At 65.9% G+C, this 18,885-nt stretch carries 19 protein-coding genes; 12 read left to right on the top strand and 7 right to left on the bottom strand.

The features are described from left to right. Positions 1–127 precede the first annotated feature (127 nt). The gene (locus DDF62_RS25435; RefSeq protein WP_133244991.1) at positions 128–418 is read left to right on the top strand and encodes a hypothetical protein; all 291 of its coding nucleotides are present in this window, start codon (positions 128–130) and stop codon (positions 416–418) included. 80 nt (positions 419–498) lie between these two features. Next, a complete protein-coding gene (locus DDF62_RS25065) occupies positions 499–1,188 on the top strand; it encodes a hypothetical protein (RefSeq protein ID WP_116491640.1) in 690 nt (229 codons plus the stop codon). A gap of 159 nt (positions 1,189–1,347) precedes the next feature. On the opposite strand, the gene DDF62_RS25060 is transcribed toward DDF62_RS25065, so the two are convergent. The 3 genes from DDF62_RS25060 to DDF62_RS25050 form a co-directional block, all read right to left on the bottom strand. Beyond that, positions 1,348–2,016: a hypothetical protein gene (locus DDF62_RS25060; protein ID WP_133244852.1), complete on the bottom strand. Its 669-nt coding sequence runs from the start codon at positions 2,014–2,016 to the stop codon at positions 1,348–1,350. 813 nt (positions 2,017–2,829) lie between these two features. Further along, positions 2,830–4,062, bottom strand: a complete 1,233-nt coding sequence (locus tag DDF62_RS25055) for an ATP-binding protein (protein WP_208866937.1) — start codon at positions 4,060–4,062, stop codon at positions 2,830–2,832. A 742-nt stretch (positions 4,063–4,804) separates the two neighbouring features. Beyond that, positions 4,805–5,209, bottom strand: coding sequence for a winged helix-turn-helix transcriptional regulator (locus DDF62_RS25050; RefSeq protein ID WP_116491638.1), 405 nt, complete (start codon positions 5,207–5,209; stop codon positions 4,805–4,807). A gap of 97 nt (positions 5,210–5,306) precedes the next feature. Between DDF62_RS25050 and DDF62_RS25045 the strand changes: the two genes are divergently transcribed. From DDF62_RS25045 to DDF62_RS26415, 3 genes are all read left to right on the top strand, one after another. Then, positions 5,307–6,329 (top strand): zinc-binding alcohol dehydrogenase family protein, encoded by a 1,023-nt coding sequence (locus tag DDF62_RS25045; RefSeq protein ID WP_116491637.1) that lies wholly within the window; start codon positions 5,307–5,309, stop codon positions 6,327–6,329. A gap of 544 nt (positions 6,330–6,873) precedes the next feature. After that, positions 6,874–7,377, top strand: a complete 504-nt coding sequence (locus DDF62_RS26420) for an exonuclease/endonuclease/phosphatase family protein (protein ID WP_244286945.1) — start codon at positions 6,874–6,876, stop codon at positions 7,375–7,377. 108 nt (positions 7,378–7,485) lie between these two features. After that, positions 7,486–7,752: a hypothetical protein gene (locus DDF62_RS26415; protein WP_244286944.1), complete on the top strand. Its 267-nt coding sequence runs from the start codon at positions 7,486–7,488 to the stop codon at positions 7,750–7,752. 28 nt (positions 7,753–7,780) lie between these two features. Here DDF62_RS26415 and DDF62_RS25035 read toward each other — a convergent pair whose 3' ends face one another. Together DDF62_RS25035 and DDF62_RS25030 are read right to left on the bottom strand one after the other, a co-directional pair. Beyond that, positions 7,781–8,083, bottom strand: a complete 303-nt coding sequence (locus DDF62_RS25035) for a hypothetical protein (protein WP_116491636.1) — start codon at positions 8,081–8,083, stop codon at positions 7,781–7,783. A 61-nt stretch (positions 8,084–8,144) separates the two neighbouring features. Beyond that, positions 8,145–9,668 (bottom strand): replicative DNA helicase, encoded by a 1,524-nt coding sequence (locus DDF62_RS25030; RefSeq protein ID WP_116491635.1) that lies wholly within the window; start codon positions 9,666–9,668, stop codon positions 8,145–8,147. A gap of 396 nt (positions 9,669–10,064) precedes the next feature. Between DDF62_RS25030 and DDF62_RS25025 the strand changes: the two genes are divergently transcribed. Then, entirely contained in the window at positions 10,065–10,268 is a 204-nt protein-coding gene (locus DDF62_RS25025) for a helix-turn-helix domain-containing protein (RefSeq protein ID WP_116491634.1), read from the top strand. 533 nt (positions 10,269–10,801) lie between these two features. On the opposite strand, the gene DDF62_RS25020 is transcribed toward DDF62_RS25025, so the two are convergent. Continuing rightward, on the bottom strand, positions 10,802–11,734 hold the full coding sequence (locus DDF62_RS25020; RefSeq protein ID WP_116491633.1) for a CPBP family intramembrane glutamic endopeptidase: 933 nt from the start codon (positions 11,732–11,734) through the stop codon (positions 10,802–10,804). A 426-nt stretch (positions 11,735–12,160) separates the two neighbouring features. Beyond that, positions 12,161–12,967, bottom strand: coding sequence for an AraC family transcriptional regulator (locus DDF62_RS25010; protein WP_116491632.1), 807 nt, complete (start codon positions 12,965–12,967; stop codon positions 12,161–12,163). A gap of 381 nt (positions 12,968–13,348) precedes the next feature. On the opposite strand from DDF62_RS25010, the gene DDF62_RS25005 reads away from it, so the two are divergent. The 6 genes from DDF62_RS25005 (at position 13,349) to trbL (ending at position 18,884) form a co-directional block, all read left to right on the top strand. Next, positions 13,349–13,696, top strand: coding sequence for a TrbC/VirB2 family type IV secretion system protein (locus DDF62_RS25005; protein WP_116491646.1), 348 nt, complete (start codon positions 13,349–13,351; stop codon positions 13,694–13,696). Position 13,697: 1 nt separating this feature from the next. Further along, complete coding sequence (locus tag DDF62_RS25000) at positions 13,698–13,958, top strand: VirB3 family type IV secretion system protein (protein ID WP_116491631.1); 261 nt, start codon at positions 13,698–13,700, stop codon at positions 13,956–13,958. 8 nt (positions 13,959–13,966) lie between these two features. Then, positions 13,967–16,423 carry a conjugal transfer protein TrbE gene (trbE, locus tag DDF62_RS24995; protein WP_116491630.1) on the top strand — a complete coding sequence of 819 codons (2,457 nt, stop codon included), beginning with the start codon at positions 13,967–13,969 and terminating at the stop codon, positions 16,421–16,423. Then, positions 16,413–16,685 carry a hypothetical protein gene (locus DDF62_RS24990; protein ID WP_116491629.1) on the top strand — a complete coding sequence of 91 codons (273 nt, stop codon included), beginning with the start codon at positions 16,413–16,415 and terminating at the stop codon, positions 16,683–16,685. The genes trbE and DDF62_RS24990 overlap by 11 nt, the downstream gene beginning before the upstream one ends. Continuing rightward, positions 16,682–17,407: a TrbJ/VirB5 family protein gene (locus DDF62_RS24985; protein ID WP_116491628.1), complete on the top strand. Its 726-nt coding sequence runs from the start codon at positions 16,682–16,684 to the stop codon at positions 17,405–17,407. The genes DDF62_RS24990 and DDF62_RS24985 overlap by 4 nt, the downstream gene beginning before the upstream one ends. A gap of 256 nt (positions 17,408–17,663) precedes the next feature. After that, positions 17,664–18,884, top strand: coding sequence for a P-type conjugative transfer protein TrbL (gene trbL / locus DDF62_RS24980; RefSeq protein ID WP_116491627.1), 1,221 nt, complete (start codon positions 17,664–17,666; stop codon positions 18,882–18,884). The last annotated feature ends 1 nt before the right edge of the window (position 18,885 follow it).

Below are 18,885 nucleotides of genomic sequence, written 5' to 3'. Positions count from 1 at the left end.
GAGCGTCCCGGCGCGATCAAAAAGACGCGCCCAATGACCCGCGCCCCGATGCTGGTCCGGGGCTCAGCGGCGCCGACGCTCGATAGCTGGGAAGAGTTCTGAGTCAGGCCCACATTGGAGCGAGCGCATGACCGCTGACGAATCCACATTGCTGATGGGCGACTATCAGTCTGGCGTTACCGCGGCCCTGATCGGCATCCTCATCGCGCTGGGCGTGATGTCGCGAGAGGAGTTCGCCGGAGCGTTCGATCGTCTCGAGCACGCGCGACGATGGGCGCCTTCGCGGCCTGTTCCGCCCCCTGATCGACAACCTTTTCGTGCGACGATCGCCCCCAGCTCGTCATCGAGGCCTCGGTCGTCGTCCGACGCGCGCCACAAGCCGACGTTGGTTTACGGCCAGAAACTCGCCGCCCACTAGGAAAACTTGTAGTTGCGCCCACGCCTGTCGCCTTGAGATGATCCCCGGAGGTTAGGTCGGCACGGGACGAGCGTACCAACATGGGCGAAATCAATACTCCGCGCTCTGAGCAAGAGGCTATTGCCGCTCTCGATGCTAAAGAACTGTACAGGCTGGTGGAACGGTCCAAGCAGATCGGGCACGCAACCGAGTTGCGCCAATACCTTTGGAATTGCGGCCCCTACATCCTACAAAATCTTCACGCCTTTGAACGGGCTTTGGATCGAGATCGGCAAGCAAAATCAGGCCGAAAGCGCGAGGAAACACAATACGATCTGTATCGCGCTGCCTCCGACGTTACGTATGCCGTCGACGCGATGAAACGCCGAATTGAAGAAGAACTTCGGGACCGCGAACTCTTCACCATTGATGACCTGATTTGGTCGCCGCTGCGCTTGAGCCAAACCCTCAGTGTCCGAGTTTCCTACAGCTGGCGCTCAACGATCGATGACCAATGGAAGCACGGCTCGATCACCTTCACGCACGAGGTGGATCTTAGACCGGGCTACTCGAGCCCCGCCCCTAAGCGAAAGCCGACGAAGGCCCAGCAAGACCGGGAACTGCAGACTCATCTTCGCCACACTTGGGAGCACCTCAAGAGCGGCGCGCTGTACGCGGTCCGTGAATTCTTCAAGGATGGCCGTAGTGGTGCCGACATCCCAAAGACGTTCACAGCAAGGACCGACACCTACTCACGGGGTCTCAACAACCACAGCACAAAGTTCTGGTGAGACCTGTTTGGTGCGATCAGCACTTCCTAGTGGCGGTCTATTTCGACGGGCGGTAGCGCGCCAATAGCGTCCCCTGAGATTGCTCCGGAACCACGACGTCTAGAATTGTTCTGCGATAGAGGACCTCCGTCGCGGACCAACGCCTCTTCGTCTGTCAATTTACCGCAGCGAGATGATCCAACTCGCGCCGAGAGCGCAGGGCAGCCCCTGAACGATCAGGGCGCTGCGCACGGCGTTCCAGTGCCCACCGTAGACCTGCTGATCAAAGCGTTTGCGCATGTCCGAACGCCGGAAATGAAAGAGCACGACGGCTATAGCGAATATCCAGAAAGCAGCGACGGCGCTCGGGGCATCAGATCCTAGCCAGCCCCAGAACGGCTGAGCCGAAACGCCCGCCAGCATTGCAAGAGTGATGAGCCCTATCCCGACCCAGCAAAAGGCCGCACAACTGTCGACAAGATAGTATCCGAATGGCGCAGGCTCCACACGCGGCCACTTCGCCCATCGATTGATCTGACGGGCGACGTGATCGCTTCCCCAACGCAAGACGATCACCCCGACCAGCATGACCCAACTGACCATGGTCGTGAATCCCGTTGCAATGAGCTTTCCATCGACGGGGCCGATGTCTGGCATTTTGGCCGCGATGTCCATTCCGCCCGCGAGGTAGAAGGAGAACGTCCCCAAGGTGAGGGTCCAGCAGGCCGCGCTCAGACACGACAGCCATCCATCCCTCCTTCGGTAGCGCGGCGTCGCTTCGGCGTCTGCAGGCGTTAAAAGCAGGCTTTCAGCCAACAGCAGCGCCACTGTAGAAAATTTGGTCTTCATCGCGAACTTCACCACCAAGCCGCGGCGGCGCGCACCGCCGCGACGAAATGCACTCCAGACGCCCACCCACCCCATGTTCGCTCCTGCCAAGCTTCACACTGAATGTCGGTAGGCGCGTCGAGGGTTCAAGATTTCTGGACGGTTAACCGTGATGTTTGACGTCGAAACCCGCCACTTTGACCAGCGAGAACGCGCTAGGCGCAGACATTCGGTCGAGACTTGAAGCAAAATCTTCTGCAACTATACGCAAACGAACAGTCCGCTAGCTCATTGACGGCCGCTAGGGATCTTCGTGAGCGCCAACGCAACAACGCCGAGAGCGACAAGCGCTACGACGACGGCACCAGCCGGTCCGGTGGCGGCCGTAATGAGGGAAGGAAGAATTTCGATCAGGTTCATGGGAAGGGCCTTGTTCTGCTTTCCCCTTCCTCGATCAGATGGCTGAAGTCGTCAGGGGCGTTCGAATGGCTCCTGATCTATCGTCACGACGCGGACGCCGCGTGCGGCCCTTGTTGTGAAGTGGACCTGCACAACAAGGCCTGCCCTCGGGCGGCATGATCGAAAGCCGAAACGAGCTTCGGCCACGACAAACGTCTTGGTCAAAGCGGCGCCAGTAGCTACCGTTGGCTGGCCTCTGGAAACGCGACGTTCTTTCCGTCAGGATGAGCTAGGCCTCATTGCCTCCTCTGAGGTTCACAAACGGTAGCGAGACCGACCTAGCCCTCTGTCGCTTGTCCTGGGCTGGCGGCGAGGCGCGTAGGTATCAGCTAACGCAGCACGTCGCCGCCGGCCCGGGCGATCACGAGGTGTGAACTACCCCCAAAGGGTCGAGAGCGGCATGGCCGCCAGCGCCTCACCGAACGGCACTGTGTCGGCGCTGTCGTAAAGCACGGCGCCGAACTTGAAGCGATCACCGACCGCGCCACGTAGTTTTCGCAGACCATTGAAGTCCCCGCCGCGGACCGTCGCCGAGGCCTTGATTTCCAGGCCCACGATCTCACCGGCCCTGTTTTCGATCACGATGTCGACCTCGTCGCCGGACTTGTCGCGGAAGTGGCTTAATGTGTAGCGGTCGGCGTCCCAGGCGGTCAGCTTCAACACCTCGCTGAAGACGAAGCTTTCGAGCACGGCCCCGAACGGGGTCCGATCAGCGGCGACCCGCTCCGGCGTGAGGTTGCGCAGAGCCGCCAGCAGACCCGGATCCAGGAAGTGCAGCTTCGGCGTCTTGATCAGTCGGCTGAGGGCGTTGTTGCTCCATGGCGGCAGCGTTCGGACCAGGAACAACTGCTCGAAGACGCCGGTGTAGCGTTGGGTGGTGACATGGTTGAGATTGAAGGCGGCGCCCACGCTCGAGTGATTGATCAGTTGCCCGGAATGCTCGGCCAGGGCGCGCATAAGCCTTGGCATGCGGTCCAGCTGGTCGATCTGGGCGACGTCGCGGACGTCGCGTTCGATCACCGCCTCGACATAATTCAGGTGCCAATCCTGGCGGCGCGCCCAAGCGCTTCGCGCCAGCGCTTCGGGGTAGCCGCCGGCCAGGACGCGTTCCACGAGGTCGGGTCCGAGCCGCGCTGCGCCGGCCCTGGGCGCATGGCCGGCGAACAGGCTCGAGAGAAAGGGTGGCCGGGTCTCGCCCAGGATCTCCGCCTGGGCCAGCGGCAGAAGGCGGATGGTCTCCATTCGGCCGGCCAGGGAGTCGGCGACCCTTGGCAGGGTCATCAAGTTGGCTGAGCCCGTCAGGAGAAAGCGGCCGGGCCTTGCATCTCGATCAACGACTTGCTTGATCGCCAGCAGCAGGTCAGGTGCGCGCTGGACTTCGTCTATGATCGCTGTGTCGAGGCTGCGGATCAGTCCGGCCGGATCGGCTTGCGCGGCGGCAAGGGTCGTGGCGTCGTCGAGCGTGAGATAGGTTCTCCCCTCACCCGCCAAGGACCTGGCCAAGGTGGTCTTGCCCGATTGTCGCGGCCCGGCGAGCAGGACGACCCGTGTGTCGCTTAGCGCTTCGGCGACGCGGTCGGCGACGAAACGTGGGCGCAGGTTGGGCATGATGCCGTCCAATTGAAAGTACCGAGCTGTCTGATTGAAAGATTCATGGCGTCCAATTGAAAGTGCGTCAACGTCCAATTGAAAGTCTGTGAGGCGGCGGTTCGATGGCCCAGCGCGGTCGGCCTTTCCGCTGCCCCACAGCAGCGTGGCGGACAGCGGCGTGCCACGTCTGTTCAAAGTCCTTATCATTCGCCGGCGCCGTTACGCCGCCACCTGGGCGCCGTGCGACCCGGAGAAGATGGTCCTAAGGCGAGGTCAATATGAGCGCGAGCATCGGCGCACCGTTCATGCGCCCTCAGATGCGGCGCCGCTCGAGAAGCCGATCACGGAAGGGCTGCAGCCGAGCCCTCGCCATAGAGTGCGATGGCTTCGTTCGGTCTGGGATTGGTCTGGTGACTGCACCGCCCCAGTTCGTACTGTTCCGCCAGGTCTTGTCCCCGCTCGCCTGGGCGAACCGAGCGACGCGATCCAGGCAGACAGCCGCGCGGATTTCGCTACGAGCGAGATCTGGAGCGGCTTTGCCTTAGCGGGACAGCGCGGGTGGTCGACGTCATCGCCCAAGAGCGGACCCACGCCCTTGCCGCCGGCCGAAGGTTTTGGTCACGGACAAGGGCGCGGCCCATCTCGATGCGGCGCACCAAGCAACCGTCAAGGCGGCTACGCCCCAGGATGCACCGAAATTGTTTCGCCGACCTCTGGGGACACAGCGATCACGGGGGACGAGCCCCCGGCGCTTTGAGGGCTACAAGGAGCCGCGCTGGGCTGATCCACCCGGTTGGGGTTCACGCGGATCGTGGCCAAGAGGCTTCCCATAGAGGCCGATATTGGCGTCGCCCCATGCCTTCAGGGCGCGAAGGATGGGGGCCATGCTCAGGCCAAGCTCCGATAGCGAATACTCGACCTTCGGCGGCACCTGCGCATAGACCTTGCGCGTGATCAGCCCGTCGTCCTCCAGCTCCCGCAGCTGGTTGGTCAGCATCCGCGGCGTGCAGTTTTGAACCTGCCGCCGGATTTCATTGAAGCGCAGCGTTCCGGCCAGCAGGTGCCAGAGGATGATGGCCTTCCACTTGCCGTCGATAAGCCCGATGGCCGCCTCGACCGAACACCCTGGCGTGCAGTCGAAGCGGGAATGGCGCACCTTGGCCATGACAGTATCCTTTTTGATACTATGTGCGGTCGTTGTCAGTATTGCAGGTTTCTGAGAGTAGCTGCACCTATCGGGCGCCGCAACACGGAGCACCGCCATGAAGGCTATCGGTTACAGGATCCCCGGCGCCCTTGATCGGCCCGACGCGCTCGAGGATATCGTGCTCGATCGGCCGGTCGCCACCGGCCATGACCTGCTGGTCGAGGTGGCGGCCGTGTCGGTCAATCCGGTCGACACCAAGGTCCGCGCCAGCGCGGGGCCGACAACCGGAGACTGGAAGGTCCTGGGCTGTGACGCCGTGGGCAAGGTCGTCGAAGTCGGGCCGCAGGTCGAGGACTTCGCCGTCGGCGACGAGGTGTTCTACGCCGGGTCGATCACGCGGCAGGGGGCCAACAGCCAGTTCCACCTTGTGGATGCGCGGATCGTCGGGCGAAAGCCCAAGACGCTCAGCAACGCCGAGGCCGCCGCCCTGCCCCTCACCGCGATCACGGCCTGGGAAATGCTGTTTGACCGGATCGACATCCGCCGACCCGTCCCTGGCGCGGCCAATGCCGTGCTGATCATCGGCGGCGCGGGCGGCGTGGGTTCAATCGCGATTCAGCTGATCCGCGCCCTGACCGACCTGGTGGTGATCGCCACGGCGTCGCGAGCTGACACCCAAGAATGGGTCAAAAGTCTTGGCGCCTACCACGTGCTCGATCATGCGAAGCCTCTGGCCGGGCAGATCCAGGCCCTGGGGATCGGTGCGCCCGCCTTCGTCTTTTCCACCACCCATACCGACAAGCATCTGGATGAGATCCAGGCGCTCATCGCGCCTCAGGGCCGCTTTGGCCTGATCGACGATCCGGCCCTGCTGGACGTCGTGGGCTTCAAGCGCAAGGCCGTCTCGATCCACTGGGAATTGATGTTCACCCGCTCGATCTTCGAAACCGCCGACATGGCTGAGCAGGGGCGGTTGCTGAACGAGGTCTCGGGGCTTGTCGACGCCGGCCGCATTCGCACGACCTTGACCCAGACCCTGTCGCCCATCAATGCGGCCAACCTTAAGGCGGCGCATGCGCTGATCGAGAGCGGCCGCGCGAAGGGCAAGGTGGTCCTGGAAGATTTTGGCCCAAGCTAACCGGCGATGAGACAAGCCGCAGGAGCCGTGCGCTGCGAGACCCATGCGCTGCGGGCGCCGGCTTCCGCGACGATCAGGAAGGGGGCGGCCCGTCTTGGCGTTCTGTGGGATCTTGGCCAATGCCAGCTTGCACGTAGGCATCGGGGGCGCCCCCGCTCCCTCCGCCTCGGACGGCGCACACGCCGTCAGGGAAAATCTCCACAGAAAGCGTTGAGGGGGGAAGCGCCGGCGGCCCCGCGCCTGCGCGGAACATCGCTGGGCTTTGGAGCGTCCTGGATCGGCGGCGGCTAAGGCGGATGGCGCGGGCCGGTGCCTTCGCCGAACCGCTTTCAGCCGGCGACGGGCCCATCGCGCCGCCGAATCTGTGAGATTTCGTGTCTGGCGGCGCCATGCGCCCCAGGAAAGTTGCGGGGCGGGCGGGTTGGGCCGCCAGGCCCGGGAAATCCTGCGCAGCCGACGGCCCGCGTCCAACCTCGAGCCGCAAGCATATTGTTATTTTATAACTCATGCGTTCTAAGGCCGATCCAATCGAGAGGATCGCTGGATGTTCAAGCCGCTCGCCGCCCTGGCCGTCGCGTTGGCGCTTACCGCGTGCGTGACGACGCCGCGAACCGGACAGGCCCCGCTGCGCGTGGCCGCCTGGAACATGGAGCACCTTTCCGAAGACGGGTCCCAAGGCTGCAAGGCCCGCACCGACGCCGACTACGCGGTGATGGCTCGTTACGCCGAGCAGCTGAAGGCCGACGTCATCGCCTTCGAGGAGGTGGAATCGGTCAAGGCCGCCGCCCGCGTTTTCGATCCGGCCAAGTACCAGCTGGTCATAGAGGAGGGGCCCGCCGGCGAGCACTTCCCCTGTGGCGGCCAGGAAGGGCGCAGGCTGACCCGCCAGGCCGTGGGCTTCGCCATCCGCAAGGGCGTGAGCTTCGATCGCGCGCCGGACGTCTCCGACTTGGCGCTCGGCAATCCCAACCTGCGCGCGGGCGTCGACATCACCGTGCGCGCACCCGGCCACGCGCCGTTGCGCCTGCTGGCCGTGCATTTGAAGTAGGGCTGCTTCAACGGGCTTAATGGCGGGGCCTGCGCGACCCTTCAGCAGCAGATCCCGGTCCTGGAGCGCTGGATCGACGCGCGCGCCGCCGAGCCGATCCGCTTCGCCGTGCTGGGCGACTTCAACCGCCGGCTGGCGCGCGCCGATGACGTGCTGTGGGCCGAGCTGGACGATGGCCAGCCGGCCAATGCCGACCTGTCGCTCGCCGAAGGCGCGGCAACGCCTAAATGCGATCCGCGCTACAAGGAGTTCATCGACCACATCGTGCTCGACGCCCGCGCCACGCGCGGCCTGGTCGGGTTTGAGGAGCAGGTCTACGCCGCTGCTGACGGCCGCCCGTCGGACCATTGCCCCGTCGTGGCGCTGCTGCGCTAGGGCGACTGCGCCACGGCCCCGCGGCGGATCAGGCGCCCTTGCCGTCTTTCAGCAGCTTGGCGGCCATGGCGCGCGCGGCCTTGGGATCTGCGACCAACTGGTCGATTTCAGCCAGGCGATCGTAGGGCAGTCGGGCGAGCCAGTGCTCGTCGCGGACATCGTAGCCAAAGTGCAGCTCGACGGCGTGGCCTGTTTCACGGACATGCTGGTGGGCCCAGGCGCGCGCGTCGTCGAATTGCTTGAGGTCGCAGGTCTTGCAATAGGCCTTGCCGAACATCTCCTCCTCGACAGGGGTGAAGCTGGTCGGCAGGAAGCTGGACGCATCGCTCATCGGTCGGCCTTTCGCGCCCTGCGACGGTGGTCCGGATTCAGGCGCATGGTCAATGGCCAGTCTAGTCGTCCAGATGATCCCGCGCTTGGGCGAAGGCGTGGTCGCGGGCCAGATTTCCAAAGCGGGTGGTGTCGCTGTTGAACGACAGGCGCACCGTGCCGATGGGGCCGTGACGCTGCTTGGCGATGATCACCTCGGCCAGCCCCTCGACCTGATCCATGCGCTCGCGCCAGGTCAGGTGCTCGGGCGTGCCTTCGCGCGGCTCGGCCCGGCCAAGATAGTATTCCTCGCGATAGACGAACCACACCATGTCGGCGTCCTGCTCGATCGAGCCGGACTCCCGAAGGTCGGAGAGCTGTGGCCGTTTGTCCTCTCGCTCCTCGGTCTTGCGGCTGAGCTGCGACAGGGCGATGACCGGGCAGGCCAGTTCCTTGGCCAGGGCTTTCAGGCCCATGGTGATCTGCGAGACTTCCTGCACGCGGCTGGCGTTGGAGCCGAGATCCGAGCCGGTCACCAGCTGCAGGTAGTCGACCACGATCAAATCGAGGCCCACCTGGCGCTTCAGGCGACGGGCCCGGGCGGTCAGCTTGGCGATCGAGATGCCGCCGGTGGCGTCGATATAGAGCGGGGCTTCCTGCAGCTCCATGGCCGCGTCGCGCACGCGTCCGAATTCCGAGGCGTCGATCTCGCCCTTGCGGAGCTTGTCGCCCGACACGCCCGAGGCGTCGGCCAGCATACGCAGGGCCAGCTGCTCGGCGCTCATTTCCAGCGAGTAGAAGGCCACCACGCCGCCGCTGACGGTCTTGCGGCTGCCGTCGGGCTGGGGCTCCCAGGCGTACTTCTTGGCGACGTTGAAGGCGATGTTGGTCGCAAGCGCGGTCTTGCCCATAGACGGACGACCGGCCAGCACGATCAAGTCCGACGGGTGCAGACCGCCGATCTTCTGGTCGAGGTCGATCAGGTCGGACGCCAGGCCCGACATGCCGCCGTCGCGCTGGAAGGCCTCGGCGGTCATCTCGACGGCGCCGCGCAGGGCGTCGCCGAAGCTGACGAAGCCGGAACTGGCCGCGCCACTTTCGGCCAGGGTGTAGAGCTGCTGTTCGGCCGCTTCGATCTGGTCGCGGGCCGGGCGCTTCTCGTCGCCGTGCCCGTGGGCGGCTGCGGCGATCTCGCCGCCGATGCGGATCAGATCGCGGCGCAGGGCCAGGTCGAACACCGCCCGGGCATAGTCGCCGACATTGGCGGCCGGCGGGGCGCGGTCGACGAGGTCGGCCAGGTAACGGATGCCGCCCAGTTCCTCGAACGCCGGATCGCGCTTGAACTCGTCGGCCAGCAGGATCGGCTCGGCCAGCTGGCCCTTGCGGATGTGCGTCTCGATCGACTGGAACAGCCGCTGGTGGAAGGGCTCGTAGAAGTGGCGTCCCTGCAGGCTGTCGGTCAGGCGCTCGTAAGCGGCGTTGTCATACAGCAGCACGCCCAGCAGCGCCTGTTCGGCTTCCAGGTTGTGCGGCGCCGTGTTGATGGTCGGTCCTGGACCGGCATCGACGCTGGCTTCGAAGACGACGGTACGCGCAGCAGCACTCATCGACAACCTCATGACGCTTCAAGTCGAGGTGGCCGGAACTGTGGATGGATTCGGCTGATGGCGTCATCCGCGCCTGAGGCGGCGGCACGCGCATGGCGATCAACCCACGGGGGCCGACGGCCGTGGCGGAGTGAATGGCCCATCCTAGTGCTCGAGGCCGGGAATGGATCAGCGGATGGATCGGAAACGCCGATTGGATCGACAGTCGCCTGTCACAAATCCGACATTGGACCTTCCGGTCTGCTAATGCCGATGATAGTACGAACTCCATCATGAGTTGAGCCGCGTCCGCTTCTGGGTGGAGGCTGGCGTGCAACGCCGCGTGAGAACGGTTTTGTTTGGAGTGCCGTCTCTGAGCTGAGCAGACCGGTTGGTTCGAGCCGCCGGAGTAACAGTTTGTCCCGTCGTTACCGTCTTACGCCGCGTCAGCGTGATTGCTTGTCCGAAGCCCAAAAGGGAAGGACCGCCATCCAGATCGCCCACAAGCTCGGCATCTCCGAGCATACGGTGAACAGCTACTTTTCCGAGGCCTACCGGCGGCTTGGCGCGCGTAATCGCGCCCACGCCGTGGCCCTGGCCGTCAGTCTTGGCGAGATCTGAGCCGGCCGTCTCGCCTTCGCCGCTCCTTTTTCTGAGGTCCCAGCCGCCGGGCTCGTCAAAGGGCTGGTCGGCCCTTGGCGGCGGTCAGGCGGAGCGGACCTTGAGCCAGGAAGATGACAGCTCGAACCGGCGGTGCGATCGACATGTCTGCGTCCAGGCGCGCCGGCGTCGCAAGGCCATCGGACAATCCCCGGCCAAGCTTGGTCGGGCGCCGGGGATCAGCTTCCAGCAGATCCAGAAATACGAACGCGGGACCAGTCCACTGACGAGGGTCAAGCCCTGGGCCCTGCCCTTATGCATCAGCGCGTTGCGGGCCTTGCGCAACGCCTCGACCCTGCAATGCAGCTATCGACGCGCGTCTCTGAAACCGAACTAGCGACAGCCAAAAGCCCAATAACACTATAACTGCTTGATAACGGAGCACATTTTATCAAGCAAGTATGGTGTTACACGCAAGCCCTACGACGACCTGGATCGATCATCTCGCGATGGAGACGGTGCGATACGTCGTGGAGATGCGCTTGGCCGCATCGTCAAGTCTGCGCGCCCGCAGGTTTGTTGTGATCCGGTCCGACGTCTCTGCGTTTTCGTGCGATGCGCCACATAAAGAAGATGATGCCGCAGACAAAGAACAGCGTGCAGAAGATGCTTCCCTCCGGGCCATCCGCGCCACCGGTGAGAAAGTCCGTTCCGGCTGGGGCCAGCGAGACGATGAGCGCGGGCACGCCCGCGTCTAGGCCGGTGACCGGCACGTCGAAGCCGGTGGCTATTATCCAGTTCCATCCCACGTGCCACCCCATCACACCCCAAATGTTGTTGGATGAGATTGACCACGCGCTCGCGAAGAGAGCAAAAAGCAGAGTATTGCCGGTGACGAGCCAGGGCTGATCCCGGGAGAAATGCATCAGCGTAAAGTTAAGCGACGATAACAAGACGGCAACGATGAGGTTCGTGCGGCGTGTGATGACTGAGGTGAGCCATCCACGGAAAATGATTTCTTCGATGCTGGCTTGAACGAGGAAGCCTACGAAGAGGCCAGCCATTGCGATGATTGCGCCAGAGAACTGAGCGGCCGGAAACAGTGCGCCAGGTTCGTAGGCGCCAGCCAACCAGATACAGGCTATCATTGCCGACGGCATGACTACACCAACAACCAGGCCGCCATAGAATCCTTGCGCCGCACCGTCTCTCGTAAGACCGATTGTGCCGGCATTCCGCCGCTCGACGACGGCTATCCATGCGGCAACGGCGAGCAGCCAAGTAATGAAGGATACAAGCAGCATCGCCGTGAGGCCCTGGGCGCCGACGAATTCGCCTTGTGCATCCACAAAGCCGAACCGATCAAGAAAAAGCGCGGACGGAATCTCGGTGGCGATCGCAAGGGCGATGCAGATGACGGGAGTGAGAAGCGCCCATGGAAGCCAGCCGCGCGCCGGTGATGTGCTGTAGATGGTTCTGAGGTTCATACCCGCAGACTGAAGCGGGTCGCGGTCCAGTTATAGAACGATCGTGTGCGTTCACTCCCATTGACGCAGGGCGGCGGTTTCGGCGACGCCGCTGTTGGGCGTGCCAGAAGGCTCGATGAGCAAAAGCTCCACTTCGCGTCTCGTGTGCGGGCGGTATTCCTCGCCCCTCGGGACGACAAAAGATCTCCGGGCCCAAGCGTGATGCTGCGGTCCCGCAGCTCTATTTCAAGTCACCCTGTAGAACAAAGAAAAGTTCGTCGTGTCAGCGTGCGTGTGCCAAGCGTACTGTCCCAAGAGTTTAACGATCATGATGTCATAGTCGTTGAGCGTCGCGACCGTTCGCGGCGCCCAATGGTCGGAAGACCATGGCGAGTTTCTGCGTCAGGCCGATCTTGTTCTTCATCTTATGGAGACTGAGGGCGCTCCTCATACAGGTCTAGGACGATTGAGCCGTTGCCATTGCGCCGGCGTCAGGCCGTAGGCGCTCCGAAAGTGTCGCGTCAGGTGGCTCTGGTCAGAGAATCCGCTGGCAGCGGCGATTTCTGCAAGCGGGGTCCTGCCGTTCATCATGGCTCGCGCTGTGTCGAGGCGGCGGAAGATCAGATAGCGATATGGACTGACGCCCAGCAGCGCACGGAATCCGCGCGAGAGCTGCCAGCGATCCTGCCCGCTGACGCGTTCGAGATCATCAAGTCGGACATTGCTGTCCGGGTGGGCGTCTATGAACGCGCGCGCCAGCGCCACCGCCTGGAGATCCACGCGCCGGTGATACGTCTGTTCACTCCCAAGCTCTGACAGCGCCTCCGCGAGGCCGAGCATGGCCTGATCATACTCCAGGCCACAGAGGTCTTGGTTGAGATCACCAATAAGGGCCGTGGCGGCCGCGTGCAGCCGCGCGTCGTCAGATACGCCCTCGGCAAGGAACGGAAGGGCGCGTCCGCCGAGAGCCTCCTGAAGTGCGGATGGTGCGACGCTGGCGCTCCGGTACCGGAAGTGTCGCCCGTCCCCGGCGTGACCGTCATGAAGCTCATCTGGATGGAGAACGACGATCTGACCGGGCACCGAATGACGCCGTGATCCGCGGTAGGAGAAGCTCTGCACCCCCGCGACGGTTATGGCGATGGCGTATGTGTCGTGCCGGTGTGGACCGTAGGCTGCCCCGTTGAGGGACGCTTCAAACCGCTCGAAATCACCAGGCGCCCGCACTATCCAGCTAGTTTCGTCAAACGACATGCTACTCCACCCCTCCTGCAGACGTGAGTCGATGGGTGTTCGCGAAGATCATAAGGCAAAACGGACGGCCCGCAGCGGCCAAGCAGATCAGAGTCCGCATTGGGTCGTGAGCGGGAGACGGCAACCGCTCCGAAAGAGAACATCTTGCGTGCTCAACGGCGTGGCGCGGACTGACCAAATCGCGTGGCGCTGGCCGTTCAGCGGGCTGGCGTCCTCTAATCGAGGCCCTCGCCCAGGCCACCTGCTTGGCGGCCGAGCACTGAGCGCTGCGCGAGGCTCTGTTACGCTCAAGTCCCGTGGGTTCTCGCTAGCGAATTCTGGTGAATTGCGACGCAAACGCAGGCTGTGCACGGTCTGGTCGTCAACCACGAGGACCCGGCCATGCCTACGCTCCCCTTCTCGTCTGGCCCCTCCCCTCGTCTCGTAGGTTTCCTGGGTCTGACGGCCGTGCTGGTCCTGGCCGCCGGCCCGGCACTGGCGTCCGGCGGCGGCGGCGCGGCCATGCCCTGGGACGACAAGCTCAGCGCGGTGGCCGACTCCATCACCGGCCCGGTGGCCAAGGCCATCGGGGTGATCGCCATCGCCCTGACCGGCCTGGGTGTGGCGTTCTCCGAAGGCGGCTCCTGGGTCCGGCGCGGTCTCAGCGTGATCTTTGGCCTGTCGATCGCCTTCACCGCCTCTTCCTTCGCCCTGTCGTTCTTCAACTTCACCGGCGGGGCGGGGTTCTAGGATGGAGCGCGTCGCGGGCTTCGAAATCGATTTCCACGGTTCGCTGGCCGAGCCCGTCACCCTGGGCGGGGCGCCGCGCGGCCTGGCCGTGCTGATCGGCACCCTGACGGCGATCCTCGCGCTGGGGCTTCAGGCGCCGCTGATCGGCGCGCCGCTCGGCCTGGCGCTCTGGGGCGGCGCCTATGCGCTCGCGCGCCAGGATCCGTACGTCTTCGACATTCTTCGCCGGCACGTGCGCCAGCCGGCCTGGCTCGACGGCTGAGGCGGACCATGTTGTTCCTGGGCGAGTACCGCGGAAAGTCCAGCCGCCTGTTCGACCACCTGCCCTGGGCGCTGCTGATCGCGCCGGGCGTGGTGCTCAACAAGGACGGCGCCTTCCAGCAGACCCTGGCCTTCCGGGGGCCGGATCTGGCCAGCGCCACCGACATCGGCCTGGTGGCCGCGCGCGCCCAGGTCAACAACGCCCTGCGGCGCCTGGGTTCGCGCTGGTGCGTGCATGTCGAGGCCGTCCGCCGGCCCTCTCGCGCCTACCCGGCCGCGGCCTACCCCGATCCGGTCAGCCACCTGATCGACGAGGAGCGGCGCGCCGAGTTCGAGGCCGAGGGCGTCCACTTCGAGAGCCGCTACTTCCTGACCCTGACCTTCCTGCCGCCCGAAGACGCCGTGGGCGCGGCCCGCAGCCTGCTGGTGGAGAACCTGCCCGACGGCAAGGGCTCAGCGGCCCTCTACAGGGCGGCGCTGGACGAGTTCCGGGCCGCTGTCGCCAGCCTGCGCGACATCCTCGCCAGCGTCCTGCCGATGGTGGTCCCGCTCGACGACGCGGCGACCCTGGCCTATCTGCACGCCTGCGTCTCGACCAAAGACCATCCGATCGCGCCGCCGCCGGCGCCGGCCTATCTCGACGCCTTCCTAACCGACGACGACCTGCAGGGCGGTCTCTATCCGCGACTGGGGGGTCACTACCTGCGCACCCTGTCGGTGCGCGCCTATCCGGCCGCCTCCTGGCCGGGGATCCTCGACCAGCTCAACGGCCTTGGCCTTGCCTATCGCTGGGTCACCCGTTTCCTGCCGCTCGACAAGGAGGACGCGCGCAAGGCCGTCACCACCCTGCGCAAGCGCTGGTTCGCCAAGCGCAAGGGTATCCTGGCCCTTCTGAAGGAGGCGATCACCAAGGAGCCGTCGGTCCTGGAGGATCCCGACGCGGCCCAGAAGGCCCAAGACGCCGACGCGGCCCTGGCCGTGCTCGGCGACGACCTGGCGGCGCTGGGCTACGTCACCCCCACCATCACCCTGACCCATCCCGACCCAGACGTGCTGGCCGCCCAGGTGCGGCAGGTCGAGAGCGTGGTCAATCGCGCCGGCTTCGTCGCCAAGGTCGAGGACCTCAACGCCGTGGAGGCCTGGCTGGGCAGCCTGCCTGGCCAGGCCTATGCCGACCAGCGCCGGCCGCTGGTCAGCACGCTCAATCTCTGCGACCTGCTGCCGGTCTCGGCCATCTGGCCCGGCCCCGACCACAACGCCCACCTGTCGGCCGAATGCGCCAAGCGCGGTTTTGAAGGTCCCCAGCCGCCGCTGATGCACGCCCTGACCGGCTCGACGACGCCGTTTCGCCTCGACCTCTTCCAGGGCGACGTCGGCCACGCCTTCGTGGGCGGGCCGACAGGGGCGGGCAAGTCGGTGCTGCTGCTGACCATGGCGCTGCAGTGGCTGGGCTATCCGCAGGCCCAGGTGCGCCTCATCGACAAGGGCGCTAGCGCCCGGGCCGCCACCCTGCTGGTCGGCGGCGCCTTTCACGACCTGGGCGGCGGCGCAGGCCTGGCGTTCCAGCCCCTCGCGGACATCGACGACCCCGACGAGCGGACCTGGGCGCAGGGGTGGGTGGAGGATCTGCTGGTCTCCAGCGGCATGACCCTTGACCCTGCGGTGCGCGAAGCGGTCTGGACGGCCTTGCAGAGCCTGGCCGCCGCGCCGCGGTCCCAGCGCACCCTCACGCTGCTGGCCGCGACCCTGCAGGACAGGGCGCTGAAGGCGGCGCTGGCGCCGTTCACCCTGGCCGGTCCGTACGGCCGGCTGCTCGACGCGGCCGACGTGGATCTGGCCAGGGCTGACTGGCAGACGTTCGAGATGGGCGAGCTGATCGCCAGCCACGCGGCCGCCGGCCCGGTCCTGACCTGTCTCTTCCACCGGCTGGCCCGCGACTTTGATGGTCGCCCGACCCTGCTTGTTCTCGACGAGGCCTGGCTCCTGCTGGAGTCGACCGCCTTCGCCGGCAAGATCCGCGAGTGGCTGCTGACCCTGCGCAAGAAGAACGTGGCGGTGATCTTCACCACCCCCAGCCTGAAAACGACCCTGGCCTCGCCGATCGCCGGCGCGCTGCTGGAGGCCTGTCCGACAAGGATCTTCCTGCCCAATCCGGACGCGCGCACGCCGGATCTGGCCAAGGCCTACGCCGCTTTCGGCCTCAACGCCCAGCAGGTGTCGATCATCGCCGAAGCCAGCGCCAAGCGCGAATATTACTATCAAAGTCCGGCTGGCGATCGCCTGTTCGAGCTGGGCCTGGGGCCCGTGGCCCTGGCCGCCGTCGGCTCGGCCTCGCCCGGCGACCAGGACCTGATGACAAAGCTCCTGGCCGAGCACGGCCAGGGAGGCTTTGCGCCGGCCTTCTATCGCGCCAAGGGCCTGCCCGAGGTCGCCGAGTTCCTGGCGCAGGCCCGCCATGCGGCCTGATCCGCGCCTGGGTCCCTGGGGGCGACTGCCGGCCGCGTGGACGGCCAGCCCGCGCCGTCGGCGCCTGGCCTTTCTCGTCTTGCTCGCGCCCGGCGCGCTCATGGCCGTGGCCGGCGCGCAGGTCCTGGTCAGCCCGCCGCTGCTGGCGGCCGGCGTGGCCTGGCTGGCCGCCGCCCTGGCCGTGCGCTCGGCGTCGGAGCCGCGCTTCCTGGCCCTTGAGGCCGAGAACGCCACACCGTTGCAGGAGGAGACCATCCCATGACACCCAGTCGCCGCCGTCTTCTGGGCTGGACGCCTCTGGGACTGGCGCCGCTGCTGGCGGCGGGCCTTGCGCCTGCGGCCCGCGCCCAGCTCACCGTCTATGATCCCGCCGCGGTGGCGCAGATGCTCAAGCAGGTCAGCCAGGGCCTGCAGCAGATCCAGACCCTGCAGGCGCAGCTGGCCAACTCCCAGCGCATGCTTGAGACCCTGGGCCTGGACGTCACCGGCCCGCTTCGCGACATCGCCGGCCAGGCCACGGGCCTGCTGCGCCAGGCCCAGGGTCTGGGCTACACGGCCGCGGACATCAGCCGCGACTTCGCCGCGCTCTATCCGGGCGACCTGGCCGGGCTGACGCCGGCGGCCCTGGCCGACAGATTGAAGGCCTGGAGCCAGGCCAGTCGCCAGACCCTGCAGGACGCCCTGCAGGTCCAGAACCAGATCGCCCAGGCCCAGGGGATCACGGCCGGGGCGGTCGGCGCGGCGGTGGACGCCTCCCAGGCCGCCGCCGGCCAGACCGCGGCGGTGCAGGCCACCAACCAGCTGCTGGCGGCCCTTTCCACCCAGCTCACCCAGCTGCAGGTCCTGCTGATCACCCAAGGACGGCAGGTCCAGACCTATGAGGCCGAGCGCCGCGCGCTTGTCAGTAAGGGCGAGGCCGACAGCGAACGGCTGTCCAAGATAACGCGAGAGGCGCGGCCCGCGCCAAGGAGCGCCTTTCAATGAACCGACACAGAGCTCTTAGCTATTTGGCGCCCGCCCTCTTCTGTCTGGTGACAGGGGCCTGCACGGAAAGGCTCGTTAACAAGGCCGAAGCCCCGCGCTGCTCGGACGCCGAATTGCGGGCCGGCAGCGCCAGGTCAGCTGCCTGCTCCGCCGAATTCCGGGCGCTCATGGAAAAGGCCGAAGCCGATGCCGAGCGCAGTTCGGTCCTGTCGCGCCCGGCTAAGCCCGCAGCCCGCGACCGGTTCTGAGGGACGCGATGTCGACCGCCTCGCCCGCCGCCATCGACGACCTGCTCGACCGCTACACCACCCAGGTCGGCTCGGGGTTCGGACTGATCCAGGGCGATGTGCAGGCGACCTTCGGGGTTCTGATGACCATCAGCCTGGGCGTCTCGGCCCTGCTCTGGGCGTTGGACGAGCACGAGAACGTCCCCGCGGCCCTGGTGCGCAAGATCCTGCTCTTTGGTTTCTTCGCCTGGCTGATCTCGGGCTGGAAGACGCTGACCCTGACGGTGATCAACGGCTTTGCAGCCCTGGGGCTGAAAGCCGGCGGCGGCGCGCTGACGGTCGGGGACCTGATGCAACCGTCAAAGGTGGCCATCGATGGCATGGCGGTGGCGTTCGACCTGCTCAAGTACATCGGGAGGATTGCTCGAGAAGGCATGGGCACAGGATTTTTCGTCCATATCGACATCATCCTGATCACCGGCATCGCGGCCATCGGCGTGGTCCTGGCCTTCATGGTGCTGGCCGTGGAGATCGCCGTCACCATCGTCGAGTTCTACATCGTCACCCTGATCGGCTTCGTGACCGTGCCGTTCGGGATCCTGACCAAGACCGCCTTCATGGCCGAGCGGGCCATCGGCTACGTCGTTTCGGTGGGCGCCAAGGTGATGGCCCTGGCCCTGGTGGTCTCGATCGGCGAGCAGATCTTCGCCAGCTATGTCGTGTCCCCGGAGCCGGCCTGGGAAGAGTCCTGCGGGCTGCTGCTGGCCGCCCTGCTGATCGTCATGCTGGCGCTGAAGCTGCCCGCCCTGGCGGCCGCTCAAATCACCGGCGGTCCGCAGCTCAGCGCCGGCTCGGCCGCCGCTGGGGCGGTGGGCCTGGCCGCCACGGTGGGCGGGCTGGCCCTGGCCGGACGCTGGGCCATGGGCGCAGGCGCGGCTGGATCGGCCGCCTCGGCCCGATCGGCCTCGCGGCTGCCCAGCGGGGGCCAGGGCGGCGGCCAAGGCGGCGGCAGGGGAGGAGCATCCGGGGGCTCGCCCCCCGGCGGGTCGTCAGGCGGCGGCGCCGCTGCTTCGGGCGGTGGCCGCCGTGCCGCCTCGACCAGCGCCGTCGTCGGCCGCGCGCGCGCCACCTACGCGCCACCGTCCGGGGCCAACGCCTCGTCGGCCGCTTCGGCCGGCGGGCTTTCGGACGATCCGCCGCCCGAGCCCGAGGACGGGGAGCCCGATCCGCCCAGACGGCGCCAGCCCTGAA

It is taken from the genome of Caulobacter radicis, assembly GCF_003094615.1.
GTDB lineage: Bacteria > Pseudomonadota > Alphaproteobacteria > Caulobacterales > Caulobacteraceae > Caulobacter > Caulobacter radicis.
The sequence above is the reverse complement of the archived record's forward strand: the minus strand, read 5'-3'. Positions and strand labels throughout refer to the sequence as shown.